The sequence below is a fragment of the Enterobacter sp. B79-1 genome (assembly GCF_057444735.1).
Genome location: NZ_JBYAZJ010000001.1, coordinates 1,199,488 through 1,215,848, shown reverse-complemented (window position 1 = coordinate 1,215,848; position 16,361 = coordinate 1,199,488). Strand labels below are relative to the sequence as shown.

The 16,361-nt window shown below is 52.4% G+C and carries 10 protein-coding genes and 1 pseudogene; 3 read left to right on the top strand and 8 right to left on the bottom strand.

Translation table 11 applies throughout. The features are described from left to right. Nucleotides 1–202 precede the first annotated feature (202 nt). From AC2T6E_RS05855 to AC2T6E_RS05845, 3 genes are all read left to right on the top strand, one after another. Nucleotides 203–2,914: a glycosyl hydrolase family 18 protein gene (locus tag AC2T6E_RS05855; RefSeq protein WP_148399758.1), complete on the top strand. Its 2,712-nt coding sequence runs from the start codon at nt 203–205 to the stop codon at nt 2,912–2,914. Nucleotides 2,915–3,023: 109 nt separating this feature from the next. After that, on the top strand, nt 3,024–3,464 hold the full coding sequence (iagB, locus tag AC2T6E_RS05850; protein WP_108415977.1) for a type III secretion system invasion protein IagB: 441 nt from the start codon (nt 3,024–3,026) through the stop codon (nt 3,462–3,464). A gap of 132 nt (nt 3,465–3,596) precedes the next feature. Further along, entirely contained in the window at nt 3,597–5,408 is a 1,812-nt protein-coding gene (locus AC2T6E_RS05845) for a glycoside hydrolase family 19 protein (RefSeq protein WP_174340644.1), read from the top strand. A gap of 1,140 nt (nt 5,409–6,548) precedes the next feature. Here the strand turns inward: AC2T6E_RS05845 and AC2T6E_RS05840 are convergent. From AC2T6E_RS05840 to poxB, 8 genes and pseudogenes are all read right to left on the bottom strand, one after another. Beyond that, complete coding sequence (locus tag AC2T6E_RS05840) at nt 6,549–7,994, bottom strand: PAAR domain-containing protein (protein ID WP_182402721.1); 1,446 nt, start codon at nt 7,992–7,994, stop codon at nt 6,549–6,551. Between the two features lie 12 nt (nt 7,995–8,006). Next, on the bottom strand, nt 8,007–8,708 hold the full coding sequence (locus AC2T6E_RS05835) for a hypothetical protein (RefSeq protein ID WP_486690854.1): 702 nt from the start codon (nt 8,706–8,708) through the stop codon (nt 8,007–8,009). Between the two features lie 153 nt (nt 8,709–8,861). Next, nucleotides 8,862–9,683, bottom strand: coding sequence for a site-specific integrase (locus tag AC2T6E_RS05830; protein ID WP_486690852.1), 822 nt, complete (start codon nt 9,681–9,683; stop codon nt 8,862–8,864). A gap of 3 nt (nt 9,684–9,686) precedes the next feature. Beyond that, nucleotides 9,687–10,830, bottom strand: a pseudogene (locus AC2T6E_RS05825) (IS481 family transposase). A gap of 182 nt (nt 10,831–11,012) precedes the next feature. Then, nucleotides 11,013–12,026 (bottom strand): NAD-dependent epimerase/dehydratase family protein, encoded by a 1,014-nt coding sequence (locus AC2T6E_RS05820; RefSeq protein ID WP_126815645.1) that lies wholly within the window; start codon nt 12,024–12,026, stop codon nt 11,013–11,015. A 92-nt stretch (nt 12,027–12,118) separates the two neighbouring features. Continuing rightward, nucleotides 12,119–13,555 (bottom strand): SDR family oxidoreductase, encoded by a 1,437-nt coding sequence (locus AC2T6E_RS05815; protein WP_126815646.1) that lies wholly within the window; start codon nt 13,553–13,555, stop codon nt 12,119–12,121. Between the two features lie 10 nt (nt 13,556–13,565). Next, nucleotides 13,566–14,567 carry a low-specificity L-threonine aldolase gene (gene ltaE / locus AC2T6E_RS05810; protein WP_486690849.1) on the bottom strand — a complete coding sequence of 334 codons (1,002 nt, stop codon included), beginning with the start codon at nt 14,565–14,567 and terminating at the stop codon, nt 13,566–13,568. A gap of 38 nt (nt 14,568–14,605) precedes the next feature. Continuing rightward, nucleotides 14,606–16,324 carry a ubiquinone-dependent pyruvate dehydrogenase gene (gene poxB, locus AC2T6E_RS05805; protein ID WP_108415985.1) on the bottom strand — a complete coding sequence of 573 codons (1,719 nt, stop codon included), beginning with the start codon at nt 16,322–16,324 and terminating at the stop codon, nt 14,606–14,608. Nucleotides 16,325–16,361 lie beyond the last annotated feature (37 nt).

The following is a 16,361-nucleotide window of genomic DNA, read 5'->3' as shown; positions in this document are numbered from 1 at the left end:
GTCTCTTTGCGCTCAGTGTATCGTAAGGGATATAAGCTACACGGAATTTGGGCTTGTATCTTTTTATGGAGGAATACAACGCAGCAACGCTTTTTTGTCACGGTTTTCAGGTTGGTTAAATACGCATTACGCGAAAACACGCCATGTTCTCATGGAAGACATGGGTTATTAACGTTACGAATAAATTTATCAGGAAATATAAATGAAATTTATGAAGCCTAAATATCTGGCGCTTTTTGTTGCAGCCGCAACAAGCTCTGTATTTGCAGCGGCACCAGGTACGCCGACTATCGGCTATGGCAATGACAAGTTTGCGCTTGTTGAAGTCGACCCGGCGGCACAGGATTACAACAACCTCGTTAAAGTACACAACGATGGTGTGGATGTGAAAGTCGAGTGGAACGTCTGGAGCGGTGATGCACCAACCTCTGCAAAAGTACTGCTGGATGGTAAAACCGTCTGGACAGGGGCGGGCAGCGCGAACGGCTCTGCGACCTTCAAGGTGAAAAAGGGCGGACGTTATCAGGAGCAGGTTGAACTCTGTAATACCAGCGGCTGCACGAAGAGCGCCAGCAAGCTGATCATCGTTGCAGATACCGACGGTAGCCACCTGCTGCCGCTAAATGCGCCGATGCAGGAGAACAACAAAACCTTCGCTAAGCATACCGATAAAGTGGTTGCGGCCTATTTCCCTGAATGGGGCGTGTACGGTCGTAATTTCCCGGTTGATAAAATTCCCGCAGCTAACCTGAACCATATCCTGTACGGCTTCATTCCAATCTGTGGCGGTGACGGCATCAACGACGGTCTGAAAACCGTTGAAGGCGGTAACAGCTTCGAAGTGCTTCAGCGTGACTGCCAGGGCCGCCCGGACTTTACCGTGGCGATCCACGATCCGTGGGCTGCGCTGCAAAAACCTCAGTCTGGCGTTTCTAACTGGGACGACCCGTACAAAGGTAACTTTGGCCAGCTGATGGCGCTGAAAAAAGCGCATCCAGACCTGAAAGTGCTGCCTTCCATCGGTGGCTGGACCCTGTCCGATCCGTTCTACCACATGGGCGACCCTGCCATTCGCGCACGCTTCGTCTCTTCTGTTAAAGAGTTCCTGCAAACCTGGAAATTCTTTGACGGTGTGGATATCGACTGGGAATTCCCGGGCGGCGGCGGCGTAACTGAGACCAAAGGCAATCCGCAGCAGGATAAAGCGACCTATACCGCGCTTATGCACGATCTGCGCACCATGCTGAACGAACTGTCTGCGCAGACTGGCCGTACCTATGAACTGACCAGCGCCATCGGTGCCGGTAAAGATAAGATTGAAGATGTGGATTACACCACCGCTCAACAGTATCTCGACCACATTTTCCTGATGAGCTATGACTTCTACGGCGGCTGGAGCAACACCGACCTGGGCCACCAGGCTGCGCTGCGTGCACCGGCATGGCGACCTGATACCAACTATACGACCGAAAACGGCGTTAACGCGCTGCTTCAGCAGGGCGTGCAGCCAGGCAAAATCGTCGTGGGTGCAGGTATGTATGGCCGCGGCTGGACCGGCGTGCATGGTTACACCGGCGACAATCCATTCACCGGTACCGCAACCGGCATGGTGAAAGGCACCTGGGAACCGGGCGTGGTTGACTACCGTCAGATTGTTAACGAATACAAAGGCAAGCCAGGCTGGGAATCCGGTTACGACGCAACCGCTGAAGCACCTTATGTGTTCAACAAATCTACGGGCGATCTGATCTCTTATGAGGACGCGCGTTCAACAACGGCAAAAGGCAAGTACGTTCTGGCGAATAACCTGGGCGGTCTCTTCGCATGGTCAATCGATTCTGACACCGGCGATATCCTGAACGCGATGAACGAGAGCCTGATGGGCGGTTCTGCTCCGGTCGACCCGGTTGTAACCAACCACGCGCCAATCGCGTCATCTGCTGACCAGAATATCTCTGGCCCGGCGACCGTTACGCTCGATGGTTCTGCTTCCAGCGATCCAGATGGTGATGCGATTACCTATAAATGGACTCAGGTTTCTGGCCCATCGGTCACTATCACCAACAGCACCAAAGCGAAAGCGACCTTTAATATTGCAGCCGCGACGTCCGACCAGACTCTGGTGTTCCGCCTGACGGTGACTGACGCTAAAGGCCTGAGCAACGCGATTGATGTGCAGGTTGTGAACAAAGCGCCAAAAGCGAACCAGGCGCCGGTGGTAAACCAGATGGAAGCGGTCACGCTGCAGGCGGGTGAAACCTACGCCCTGCATGCGCAGGCTGTGGATCCTGACGGTGACGTGCTGACCTACGCCTGGAGCGTACCAGCGGACATGCACGCCACCGGTACTGATACCGCGAACGTGAGCATCACTGCGCCAGATGTGGCCTCTACGTCTACATACACCCTGAGCGTGGTTATCGGCGATGGTAAAACCAGCGTGCAGTCTAACGTGCAGGTTACCGTGAATCCGAAACCGGCTGACGTTACGCCACCGGCTGATGACGTTACGCCACCGGCTGATGATGTGACGCCTCCAGCGGACGACGTTACACCACCATCTGACGAAGGCTCTGCAACCGGTAGCTGCGACAATCCTGTCGATGCTAACGCCAGCAAATATGCTGCGTGGGATGCCAGCAAAATCTACAACAATGGCGACACCGTGAGTGCCGACCATCTGGTGTGGAAAGCGAAGTACTGGACGCAGGGCAACAAGCCTGGCTTCGGTGTGGATGCATGGGAACTGGTCAGCAACGTGAAGATGAACTGGCGTTCTGACCTGGTCTACAACGGCGGCGAAACCACAACCTACCAGGGCAACGTTTACCGTGCCAAATGGTGGACCCGTGGTGATAACCCGGCTAACAGCGATGTATGGGTGAAAGAAGGTCCATCAACAGACTGCAAATAATCTAACCCGATAAACGCTCACCGCTCTCTTCCGAGGGTGGTGAGCGATTCAAAATTCATTTTACAGGATGTGGGCAAGGAGAAATTACCAAAACTGTCAGCAGGTAAAAATGAAAAAATTAATGTTGTTGTTATTGATAATAAGCCAAAGCGCACTGGCAAACTGTTGGGATAAAGCGGCGCATTATTATCATGTCGATCCTTATTTATTGTATGCCATCGCCAATGTTGAATCCGGAATGAATCCGTATGCGGTGGGCCAAAACCACGACGGCACGCGCGATGTCGGGCTAATGCAAATAAACAGCTCGCATTTTACGGCGCTGGAGAGCAGGGGGATTGATGAGTACCGGTTAATGACCGAACCCTGTACCTCCATCATGGTGGGCGCGTCCATCCTGTCCGGAATGATTAAAGTTTATGGCTATAACTGGGAGGCGGTAGGCGCCTATAACGCCGGTTTGAAAAAAGAGAATTATCCGCAGCGGATGAAATATGCTCATAAAGTCTGGGCGAAATATCAGCAGTTGAAACTAGCGGCGCAATATTAATGTTTTTTATTTTTGAAAAATTCCCGAGGGTGTTCTTCGAAAAGTGAAAACAGCTGTCTGTGGTTTATTTATTAACGGATTAATACATAAGCCGGGATTTTTAATTTAACTTCTATTTACAGGAATACAGAAATGAACAAAAGGACGTTACTGAGTGTACTCGTTGCTGGCGCATGCGTAGCCCCGTTTATGGCGCAGGCTGCTTCGCTGCAAGCGACCACCAGTGAACCGTACACCATGAAAGCAAGCGATCTGGCGAAGAAGGAAAAAGAGCTGACCAGCTTCCCGCTGATGGCCTCCGTGAAAGAGACCATCCAGACGCTGGACAATGCTCAGGTCGAAATGATTGAGCCAGGCCGCGCGGCGAACCCGGAAAACGTGAAGCGCGTTGAAGGGATCGTGAAGGCCAGCGACTGGGAATACCTGTTCCCGATGCGTGCGCAGTCCTATACCTACAGCAACTTCCTGAAAGCGGTGGGTAAATTCCCGGCGCTGTGTAAGACCTACAACGACGGTCGCGACAGCGACGCCATCTGCCGTAAAGAGCTGGCAACCATGTTTGCCCACTTTGCGCAGGAAACCGGCGGCCACGAAAGCTGGCGTCCGGAAGCTGAATGGCGTCAGGCGCTGGTTCACGTCCGCGAAATGGGCTGGACTGAAGGTCAGAAGGGCGGCTATAACGGCGAATGTAATCCGGACATCTGGCAGGGACAGACCTGGCCATGCGGGAAAGACAAAGACGGTGATTTCGTAAGCTACTTCGGCCGCGGTGCTAAACAACTGTCTTACAACTACAACTACGGTCCGTTCTCTGAAGCGATGTTTGGTACTGTCCGTACCCTGTTGGACAAGCCTGAACTGGTGGCCGACACCTGGCTGAACCTGGCGAGTGCTATTTTCTTCTTCGCCTATCCGCAGCCGCCAAAACCAAGCATGTTGCAGGTTATCGACGGAACCTGGCAGCCGAACGATCACGATAAGGCCAACGGTCTGGTACCGGGCTTTGGCGTGACCACTCAGATCATCAACGGCGGCGTCGAGTGCGGCGGCCCGACTGAAATCGCGCAGTCTCAGAACCGCATCAAGTACTACAAAGAGTTCGCGAACTACCTGAAAGTGCCTGTTCCGGCAAATGAAGTGCTGGGCTGCGCCAACATGAAGCAGTTCGATGAAGGCGGTGCCGGCGCGCTGAAGATTTACTGGGAACAGGACTGGGGATGGAGCGCCGATACGCCAGACGGTAAGACCTACTCTTGCCAGCTGGTGGGCTACCAGACGCCATTCAGCGCGTTCAAAGAGGGTGACTACACCAACTGCGTTAAGAAGTTCTATAACGTGAACATCATTAACGACGATGGTTCTGCCACTACGCCGGATGAAAAACCCGTCACGCCAACGCCAGCTGAAGATGAAACGCCAGCACCAGCACCAGCGCCAGTACCGGATGAAACTCCGGCAGTCGTGAACCACGCCCCTGTAGCACAGATTGCAGGTCCAATCGGTGCGGTTGACGCCGGTGCGCAGGTCTCTCTGAGCGCGGAAGGTTCTACCGATGCTGATGGTAACAAGCTGACCTACACCTGGCGTTCACAGGATGGTCAGACCGTCACCGGTCAGGATAAAGCGGTGGTGACCTTCAAGGCGCCAGAAGCGGCGACGGCTCAGCAGATTGAAATCAGCCTCACCGTCAGCGATGGCGAACTGAGCAGCACCACGTCTTACCTGCTGAACGTGAAGGCGAAAGCGGCCACGCCGTCTCAAGACGACGCGTCTTACGCCGCGTGGAGCGCGAACAGCAAGTACAACGCAGGTGATATCGTGAACAACCACGGTAAACTGTTCCAGTGCAAACCGTTCCCGTACAGCGGCTGGTGTAACAACGCTCCGGCATACTATGAACCAGGCGCAGGCCTGGCATGGTCTGACGCCTGGACGGCATTATAAACAGCAAACGGCAACCGAAAGGTTGCCGTTTTAGTGTTTGCACCCTCTCCCTGTGGGAGAGGGCAGAGAAGAAGCAAAGCTAAAAAAAAATTTTTATGAAAACAATGGTTTAGTTATAATTTTAATCAACCAACTTATTTGAAGTTCAAGGAAAAGTTCAAATTTCAGAAGCCAATTTAAGAGGTGCTCCTAGATTATGCATTTTATTGCATAAAAAATTTATAAAAGAGCAGTGATAGGAAAGGTGTTAGTATTTATAAATGAGATATCATAATAGTCAATGTGATTTGATAGACTACATCCTCTGACTGTAACATCATTTGCATGAGTTCGAGAAAGGTAGTCATAGGCAAACATGCCGTTTGAATATGTTCCTAACCAACCATAAGAGGCCATATCCCCCCAGTCACCAACCAGTGTACCTGCTGTTCCACGAACAAATGGTTCGCCTATACTACCAAAGTCAGGCAAGGCAGGAATATTGTATAAAGGGTAATAATCCCCAATGAACTATATTTACCATGAATGAATACCCTTAAATCATTGATGAGGTAATGCATACGTTCGAATCTTTGCGGGAGGGATTTTGTTACGGAAGGCGATAAAAATATGTGATTGTTATCTAATAATAATTCATCTGAAAATCATATAAATAAAAAATTATAATCCAGAAAAGGAATGTCTTAAATTTTATAAAATAGATATATCAATAAAAAAGCCCCGCAGGGCTTTTTTATTGAATTAAGGGTCTAGATATATTTATCAATCAGCACTAATATTCCTAATACCACCATAAACGAAAATGTCGTAACTGTTATGCCGTATTCTATATAGAATGGTTTTCTGAGTCGTAAAGGTAATCCACGAATGAAATCTTTATCATCATTTTGGGAAGAACTAGATTTCTTATTCCATATCAATGGTCTGAAAATAAAATCCATCCGAAAGCCGTAAGCGGATTTAACATATAAACTGTTAATGTTGTCATATATTTGAGTCATCCAAGGAAGTTTACCATACTTTTCTTTATATAAGGCGCAAATTTCTTTGTAATATTTACGGTTCACTCTCCCTAGAATAGCGCTGATTATGCACAACAGCATAGCTATAATACCAGTATATGCTATAGCGTACTGTAAGTTATTCATCACTTGTTATCTCATATAAGCCAAGCATCTTACCAAGATACTCTCCAACACTACCGAAGGTAGAACCAAAAAATTTATCGCTACCATACCCAATTCCTCCAGCTACGCCTATCGTACAAAGCAAAGCTCCCGCACCACCTGCTTCAACGGTTGCAGCTCCCAGAACTAATGAGCAGACGGCAGTTGCAGCTCCTTTATCAATTAATTGTGAAGCTACCATCCCACCAAACATACTACCTGAAAACTCACCAATCGAGGTAAAAGCAGTTTTTGCACAATCCCGGCCCACTGCGCAAGCTTCTGTAATTTTTGAAGCAGTATCAAGGGCAGATAAACCAACTCCGATTTTTCCTGCCACGTCCATCAATTTGATGTACTTTGCAAGTTTCTCAATATGAGTAGCGTAGCCCTCGATATCTCCGACACCTGTTTCATCCCACCGATGTGTTATGGAATGGGTTGAAAGGCCCAGGGCTGATTTCAGGTCTGCATATTGATTGAACATGAAGCGATGCTTCATGAACATTTTCAGAACGCTATCAAGTTCCTTAAACAACCTTCCTCTTTCAACATAAAATTGTTCGCCGATCAGTGTGCCACTGGTGAGGTACTGATTTTTGTAGGTTGTTTCGATCTCTTTGAGAATTTTCTCAACTCTTTCAAAGTAACGTTTAGCGGCTTCTGTAGCTTGTCCAGAATAACTGTACACGTTGTTTGCTGTACTGGCGGCGGCTGCAAACATTTCAACAGTATCTTTATTTTTATAGAGGAAGCGGGCCTGTTGGTCTGTCAGAGGGGCTAATGCTTTATCTAACTTCTCCTGTGCTGCTTTCATATGCTCTATCTGCTTGCTGTCCTGCTTATCAGGATCAACCAGAAGGAAGATAGAACCTGCTTTTCGTGAAACATTCGTGTTCAGTGAACGATATAGTTCGCGTGTACCCGCTGGTGGATTATCGAAAATATAGCGATCAAACGCCGGAGCAGATCCGCCATAGGGAAGAATGCAGTAACCCGCATCTACAGGGATTCTTGGCTCGCTGGGGGCTACTGGAGCTGGGGCTGGAGCAGGTTGTGCAACGGTTTTCGGCTGAACTTCAGGCTTGGCGCTGGCAACAGGTTTTGGTGCTGGCCTGGCTGATTGCAGTTTACTTTCAGATTCGAAGTTATAGCTATCATTCCAGTTAGAGGGGATGAAGCGGCACTTGCAGCCGCACGTACCTCTGCTGTGTAGGGTTCCCGCAGCACTTACTCCATGAATTATATAATTTGGTATGCCGCCAGCAATATGGTAAATTTTTCCATCTTCACCACAAATGTATTTATCTCCATTCCTTGCAGTGGCGCGTCCATAAAATGAATGATTTTCACAGCCTGTTATTATTCTGCCCCCGCAAGTTGTCTTATCACCAACCGTTAAAAAATATCCCGTAGCCATTTTTTTAATCCTTTAATTGATAGGGTTATTTAAATTTGAGTAAATCCATTTTTGTTCCGGCATAGACCATATTGTTGCAATGTCAGGATTGAAATCTCTATTGGTTTCTGCCGAATTGATATTTTCGAGAGCAAGGATTGCTTCTTTCTTGCAGATTACATCATCAAGTTCATTAACTGACTCAAGATATTTCCTGTAGTCAGCGCTATCACTGATTTTATTGTTCCAGCATGAATAGATAAAATTCAATGTTTCTTTACTGAATCTTATTACAATGTCTTCATCACCCTCATATCTGCTGTCAACAGTGAACCCCTCAACTGCAAGGCACTGGCTTAAACAATATTTTTTATTAATTAAGTTACCCTCGCTATCACTCCAGAATCCAAATGAATAAATAAAGTTGTACCTGCTGTTATTGGTTAATTTTTCACAATTAACCATCATTTCTTGAATGTCAAAATTATTAAGTGGATAGACTTTCCATCGTTCATTATTCCTTTGCATATATTGCACTAATATTTCCGCATCCAGCCGTGAAACAAATATTGCAATACCTATTTGATCGGAGGTAGATAGCCAGAAAGGTTCCATCCACTGTTTAACTTCCTTCTTCTCATTAACTACATCAACTAGCCTGGCGATAACCCATAAATCACATTCATTGATGTATTTAATCTTATCATCCGGTTTGTAAAAATAAATATCGTTCAATTTAGAGTTCTCTTGTAAGTGAAAGCTCTAAGATATGAGGTGGATAGATATTTTTAATGATCCAGTTCAAATGATATGCAGTTTATGGGTTGCTTTTGATTATCTAGATGTTACCTATTTAGATGGTGAATATTAATGCCTGCATTAATATTTTTAATTTATTAAATTCAGTAAAACAGATTCCCATTTCAAAACCGCTTCCATCTTCTCTTCAAAGTAATCATAGCGATCATAGTGTTTAGAAGACACGTCACTTTTATTATGATTCTGAATGCGGTCCCTGATTTCCTTTGACAGTTTTATTTGTCCTCCGAGGGTTTTAAAAGTTCGACGGAAATCGCGTGGCGTAAATGATTGCATATCAATACGCTCACGACGAATATTTTCACTGAGAATACTTGTTGATATGAAAGGAGTGGGTTTTACAGAGTTCTTTTTCAGGGTTCCTTCCTTCTCTTTTGTAATCCATCCCTCCATTTTTGATTCATAACGTATATCAGGGAAAAGGTATTCACTTTCAGGATAACGCAAACACATTTCATCAATTAATTCTATCGCGCTGGGGCTTAAAGCGATGTGATACCATTTTTTTGTTTTTGCAATTTCAGGAGGGATCGAAAGTAACTGCGCATCCCGATTATAATGTTCTTTTTTTGCTGCCAGTATTTCGTATGGACGTTGACCACAACAAAAGAAAACAAGCTTTAAAAACACACTTATGTCATGTATGAAGTGTTCGCCTGAATGCGCATCTTTCAGTAGCTGACCCAGCTCATCAAAAGACAGGTAGCGCTCACCTACGTAGCTCTCACAAGCAAGTGTAGGAATGGCAGTAACAGGGTTAAAAGGGATATCAAACTTGCTTTGTACAACATCCATAACAGGCGATTTATCAGACTTCATACCCCAGGAAAAGAGAGCGCACATGTAGGAACGAACTTCAGGTAGACAGGTGTTCGGGGACATGGTGAACACTTTTTAACATCCTTTACCCATGGTGATCGACTTTTTCTTCAGGTTGATCACCCCCACTTTCGTGCTGTACCACCACACTTCATAGCAGCCGTCATCCTGCGTCTCCTTCAGCCCGACCCGTTCTCCCCTGAACGCCTTGCCTGCGCTCAGACTTACCCCTTTCACGCTCAGCTTTCCGCTGATATCCACTTTCCTGACCATCACGCCCTCATCGTATTCCGGTGGCGTCATGGTGCCACTGTACTGTCGTGCAGATGGCTTATACCGCGAGCCCGGTACCGCCATATCCAGCGCCTCATGCGGGCGTTCAAGGTTATAGACCGTCCGCCAGTGGTCGAAGGCGCGCTGCAGCTCACCCTCGCTCGCGAACCACTTCCCCTGCAGCACTTCCGCCTTCAGGCTGCGGTGAAAACGTTCCAGCTTGCCCTGCGTCTGCGGATGATACGGCCGGGAGTGCCCCACCCGGATACCCTGGCGCATCAGCCACAGCTCCAGCGCTGTCCAGGTGCCGGTGGTGTCTCCCCACGGTGAGCCGTTGTCCATCGTCATCCGGTCCGGCAGGCCGTAGCGTTCAAACACGCTGACCAGCTGCTGCTGCACGGTCTCGCGCCGTTCATCGTTACAGTGCGCCAGGCACAGGGAAAAACGGGAGTGGTCATCCAGCAGGGTGAGCGGATGGCAGCGGCCACCGCCGAAGGGAAAGTGGCCCTTAAATCCATCTGCCAGAGGCGGTTCGGCGCGTTGTGTTCGAACCGTCCCGTGGCGGGAATGCCCGGTGAAGTACCCGGCAGCAGGCCGTGACGGGCCATGAGGTTATGGACGGTGCTGAAGGCGGGCATGCAGTGTGCCCCTGGTCTTCGAGCCAGCGCTTTATCTTGCGGGCGCCCCAGCGTTGATGGCGGTCATGGGCCATACGCAGCAGGGCGGTGATGTCGTCAGATGAGCGGTTCGGGGAATGGTGCGGTATGCGCGGACGGTCCTGAAGGCCGGCGGCACCTTCCTCCGCCCAGCGGCGAAGCCACTTATAGCCGGTGGCAGGTGAAATGCCGAAGCGACGGCAGAGGGAACGGATGTTCGCCCCGTCCTGCGAGGCGAACAAAACAAACTCGGTACGTAATGACATGGTATCTCTCGCATCCCAGGGCATAAGCGACTCCATAAACGGGTTCTTATGCCTTAGTTGTAAGTGTCTACCATGTCCCCGAACAAGTGTTCACTATGTCCCCGGACCGTACAGTGGGAGAGGGCCGGGGTGAGGGCATCAGGCCGCAGAGTTCTGTTTTTTGCCGGGTGGCGCTGCGCTTACCCGGCCTACATGGGGCTGGGTGCTTACCGGTGCAATTTCCCATGATCCCGCAGCCACGCCGCCGTGCGCACAATCCCTTCATCCAGCGTCACAATCGGTTTATACCCCAGCTCGTTCTCCGCCCGGGAAATATCCAGCGTGAAATCAAAGTTAAGCTTCGATACGCCGTAATGCGTCAGCGCTGGCTCTTTGGCGGATTTACTGCCAAAACGCTCCATGCTGCGGGCGATCATATCCAGCATCGGGTAGGGGACGGAACGGATACGGCAGTCGATCTGCAGCTCGTCAATCAACCGTTGCACAATGCTGCGTAGCGTGCACGGTTCGCCGTTAGTGATGTTGTAGGCGCGACCGGAGATCAGCTTATCGCAGTCCGGCTGGCTTGCCAGCCACATGGCGTGAACGGCATTTTCGTAATAGGTCATATCCACCAGGGCATCGCCGCCGCGCGGCAGCAGCACGCTGCCGTAGTGGTGCATCATCTGCGCCAGACGGGGAATAAACACTTTGTCGTGCGGCCCGAACAGGCTCTGCGGGCGCAGCACCGTAAAGCGGGTATGCGGGTTCGACTGCGCCAGCAGGTCAATCACCTCTTCGCTGGCCGCCTTGCTGCGGGCAAACTCACAGGCAAAGCGAGCAGGGCGGAAATCTTCCTGCACGTCACGATGGTGGTGATAGTCGAAATAGAGTGACGGAGACGAGATATGAATAAAGTTACGCACGCCCCAGGCGACGGCCCATTCGCCCAGACGGCGGGTTGCCCGCACGTTGGCGAGATCAAAGGCTTCCTGGGTACCCCACGGGGAGGTGAAACTGGAGCAGTGCCACAGCGTATCGATACCGGCGAGCATCACTTTTGCCTGTGAGGAGACCAGCTCCGTCAGGTCGGCATGGACGAACTCTGCGCCCATTTTTTGCAGCAGTTTCCCCATCGCTTCGTTGCGACCGGTAGCCCTGACGCTGATGCCCTTGTTGCGCAGAAATTCGACCGCATTTCGGCCTAAGCCGCTGGTCGCCCCGGTAACCAGTACCTTCATATCAATCCACTGTGTTGAAAAGAATTTCGTGCGCATTCTTTCGTGAATTACGACGTGTTGCAATGGGAAAGGTGAAAGAATAAGAGTTTTATTTACTTATTTTCCGCCTTTTGTTCTGCCAGCTGCGCGATACGTTTTGCCATGCCCCGAAAGATAAACAGGTGCGCAGGGATCATCAATAACCAGTAGAAGAGCCCCGGCATTCCGTGCGGGTGCCACCAGGCGCGCACGTCTAGTTCACGATAATCGCCTTTGTCTTTCAGGGTAAAGCAGAGCCGGCCCAGCCCTGGCGCTTTCATGCCGAACAGCAGCGCCAGCTGTTTTTCCGGCTCGACGATGATCACCTTCCAGCTGTCGACCGTATCGCCCACGTTCAGATACGGAGCGGCAGGGCGACCTTTTGCCAGCCTGTGCCCCACCAGTAGATCCATTGCCCCGCGCGTTTGCCAGAGAATATTGCCGAAGAAGTAGCGCTCTTTGCCGCCGATCTGGTTCACGGTCTCCCACAGCTCTGTAAGGCTGGCGGAAGTTTTCACCGTGCAGCCTGCCTGTTTCGGGTAGTAGCCATACTCGGGTCGCCAGCGGGCAAAGGCCTGCGCGTCGTAACCCCAGTCGCTGGAGTTCACCAGTTGCTCTTCCTCTTTCAGCGTATTGCGCACGGCATCGTCAAAGCGGATCAAATCCTGGGGAATGAGCGCCCGCAGCGCGCGATCGTCCGCCAGCAAATCGTGCTTCAGTCCCTGAATCAGCGCTTTTGCCGTGGTTGGCGGCACCGACGTAATGACGTTCAAAAACCACACCGAAATCCAGCGGGTCGGGAAGGGGATGGGGATGAGCCAGCGGCGGCGACCGCTGACGCGCATGAAATGTTCGAACTGCTCCTGATAGCTCAGGACTTCGGGGCCAGCGGCTTCCACCACGCGGTGTTGCGCCGCCGGGTGATCCAGCAGGGCCACCAGATAATGCAGCAGGTTCTCCAGCGCAATCGGCGTGGTGCGTGAACGGACCCAGCGCGGCGGCGTGAGTACCGGCAGGTTGTAGACCATATCGCGCATCACTTCAAAGGCGGCGGAGCCCGCGCCGACGATAATCCCGGCCCGCAGTTCGGTGACGGGAATGTTCGCGCCGCGCAGGGTGTCCGCCGTCAGCTGGCGCGCGCGCAGATGGTCGGACTGCTCGCTTTCGGGTGCCTGGAGAGAGCTTAAGAAAATCACCTGCTTAACCGGCGTTTGCAGCAGGGCATCGCGGACGTTCATCGCCACCTGACGCTCGTGGGCGATAAAATCCCCGCCTTCGCCCATGCTGTGCACCAGGTAGTAAAGCGTGTCGACCCCGTCCAGAAGCGCGGGAAGTTCCTTCGGCCAGTTGAGGTCAACGTTGTGGCAGGTGACGCCTGGCAAACTGAGTTTTTGCAGGCGTTCGGTGTTGCGTGCCGCTGCCAGCACCTGGTGTCCCCGCTGGCTTAACGCCGCGGTGAGATGCTGACCGATGTACCCGCTGGCGCCGAGCACCAGAATGCGTTGCGGCACGTGATGCTCCTTATCGCTGTAAAAACGCCTGCCAGTGTTTCACCACGTCTGCCAGCTGTTCGCGGCTCACGTCAAGGTGCATGACCAGGCGCACGACAGATGAGGCGTTGATCAGCACGCCACGTGATTTCATAAATTCGCCCAGTGCGGCGGCGTGCTCATCTCCGACGCGCACGAACAGCATGTTGGTGTCGTGACGCATCACGTCGGCACCAATCTCGCGCAGCTGCGACGCCATCCACGCGGCGTTGTCGTGATCGTCTTTCAGGCGCGCCACGTTGTTTTTCAGGGCATACAGTCCGGCAGCCGCCAGAATACCCGCCTGACGCATGCCGCCGCCGGTCATCTTACGCCAGCGGTTGGCGCGCTTGATGTAGTCTGCGTTACCGACCAGCAGGGAGCCCACGGGCGTGCCCAGACCTTTAGACAGGCAAATGGTGAACGAGTCGCAGTATTGCGTAATCTCTTTCAGCTCGCAGCCGTACGCGACCACGGCGTTAAAGATACGCGCGCCGTCAACGTGCAGGCCCAGCTTGCGCTCGCGGGTAAACTCCCAGGCCGCTTTCAGGTATTCGCGCGGCAGCACTTTGCCGTTGTGGGTGTTTTCGAGGCTGAGCAGCCTGGTGCGGGCGAAGTGAATATCGTCGGCTTTGATTTTCGCGGCGACCTTATCGAGCGGAAGAGTGCCGTCCGGCGCGGCGTCAATCGGCTGCGGCTGAATGCTGCCGAGCACCGCCGCGCCGCCTGCTTCATACAGGTAGTTATGTGCACCCTGGCCGACAATGTACTCTTCACCGCGCTCGCAGTGGCTGAGCAGCGCGACCAGGTTAGCCTGCGTGCCGGTGGGCAGGAACAGGGCCGCTTCCTTGCCGCTCAGTTCAGCCGCGTAGCGCTGCAGCTCGTTGACCGTCGGGTCATCGCCGTAGACGTCGTCCCCGACCGGGGCGGCCATCATCTCTTCGAGCATGGCGCGACTCGGGCGGGTAACGGTATCACTGCGTAAATCGATCATGGCATGTCCTTATTATTAAAAAGGCGATGCCAGATGTTTTACCTGAGCCAGTTGGTTTTTGCCAGTTCGATCACCTCGTCACCGCGCCCGCTGATGATGGCGCGCAGCATATACAGGCTAAAACCTTTGGCCTGTTCCAGCTTGATCTGCGGCGGGATCGCCAGCTCTTCTTTGGCGACGACGACATCCACCAGCACCGGACCGTCGATGGAGAAGGCGCGCTGCAGGGCTTCATCCACCTCAGAGGCTTTCTCCACGCGAATACCGGTAATGCCGCAGGCCTCGGCGATGCGCGCGAAGTTGGTGTCGTGCAGCTCTGTGCCGTCCGTCAGGTAACCACCGGCCTTCATCTCCATCGCCACAAAGCCCAGCACGCTGTTGTTGAAGACCACGATTTTCAGCGGGAGCTTCATCTGCACCACCGACAGGAAATCCCCCATCAGCATGCTGAACCCGCCGTCGCCGCACATCGCCACCACCTGACGCTCGGGGGCCGTCGCTTTTGCGCCCAACGCCTGCGGCATGGCGTTGGCCATCGAGCCGTGGTTGAACGAGCCGAGCAGACGGCGTTTGCCGTTCATCTTCAGATAGCGTGCGGCCCAGACCGTTGGCGTGCCCACGTCGCAGGTAAAGATGGCATCGTCGTCCGCGAAATGGCTGATCTGCTGCGCCAGATACTGCGGGTGAATGGCTTTGTCGCTCGGTTTGGCGAGGTCGTCGAGCCCCTTACGGGCATCGCGATAGTCGCTCAGGGCTTTATCAAGGAACGTGCGGTCCGTTTTTTCTTCCAGCAGCGGCAGCAGGGCGGCCAGCGTGGATTTGATATCGCCCACCAGCGCCATATCGACCTTGCTGTGCGCGCCGATGCTGGCCGGGTTGATATCAATCTGAATGATTTTCGCATCCGCCGGATAGAACGGGCGGTACGGGAACTGGGTGCCGAGCAGGATCAGCGTGTCGGCGTTCATCATGGTGTGGAAGCCGCTGGAAAAACCGATCAGCCCGGTCATCCCCACGTCGTAAGGGTTGTCGTACTCGACGTGCTCTTTGCCGCGCAGGGCGTGGACAATCGGCGCTTTCAGCTTCCCGGCAAATTCGAGCAGTTCTTTATGCGCGCCCGCGCAGCCGCTGCCGCACATCAGGGCGATGTTGCTGGAGTAACGCAGCAGCTGGGCCAGCTTTTTCAGCTCCTCTTCAGCAGGCGTTACCACGGGCTGCGGGGCGTGATACCAGTGGGTGCTGGCCCCTTCTGGTGCAGCCTTGAGCGCCACATCGCCCGGGATGACGACCACCGATACGCCGCGGTTCAGCACGGCTTTACGCATGGCAATCGCCAGCACCTGCGGGATCTGCTCCGGGGATGAAACCAGCTCGCAATAGTGGCTGCATTCACGGAACAGCTCCTGCGGATGCGTTTCCTGAAAATAGCCGCTGCCGATTTCGGAAGAGGGGATATGGGCGGCAATCGCCAGCACCGGCACATGGTTACGGTGACAGTCGAACAGGCCGTTAATCAGATGCAGGTTGCCCGGCCCGCAGGATCCGGCGCAAACGGCCAGCTCGCCCGTGAGCTGTGCTTCAGCTCCTGCTGCGAAGGCGGCAACCTCTTCATGGCGGGTGGGCATCCATTCGATGGTCTTCATCTTGTTGAGGCTGTCGCTGAGCCCGTTCAGGGAATCGCCGGTCACGCCCCAGATACGTTTCACGCCAGCCTGTTCGAGCGTTTTTGCTATATATGCAGCCACGGTGTGTTTCATGGTTGTCCGTCTCCTTTTTGTGATATCGCTTACAAGC

What these genes read in the sequence shown, in the direction of transcription:
- AC2T6E_RS05855 (WP_148399758.1), top strand. Translation starts at nt 203, where the DNA reads ATGAAATTTATGAAGCCTAAATATCTGGCGCTTTTTGTTGCAGCCGCA.
- iagB (WP_108415977.1), top strand. Translation starts at nt 3,024, where the DNA reads ATGAAAAAATTAATGTTGTTGTTATTGATAATAAGCCAAAGCGCACTG.
- AC2T6E_RS05845 (WP_174340644.1), top strand. Translation starts at nt 3,597, where the DNA reads ATGAACAAAAGGACGTTACTGAGTGTACTCGTTGCTGGCGCATGCGTA.
- AC2T6E_RS05840 (WP_182402721.1), bottom strand. Translation starts at nt 7,994, where the DNA reads ATGGCTACGGGATATTTTTTAACGGTTGGTGATAAGACAACTTGCGGG.
- AC2T6E_RS05820 (WP_126815645.1), bottom strand. Translation starts at nt 12,026, where the DNA reads ATGAAGGTACTGGTTACCGGGGCGACCAGCGGCTTAGGCCGAAATGCG.
- ltaE (WP_486690849.1), bottom strand. Translation starts at nt 14,567, where the DNA reads ATGATCGATTTACGCAGTGATACCGTTACCCGCCCGAGTCGCGCCATG.
- poxB (WP_108415985.1), bottom strand. Translation starts at nt 16,324, where the DNA reads ATGAAACACACCGTGGCTGCATATATAGCAAAAACGCTCGAACAGGCT.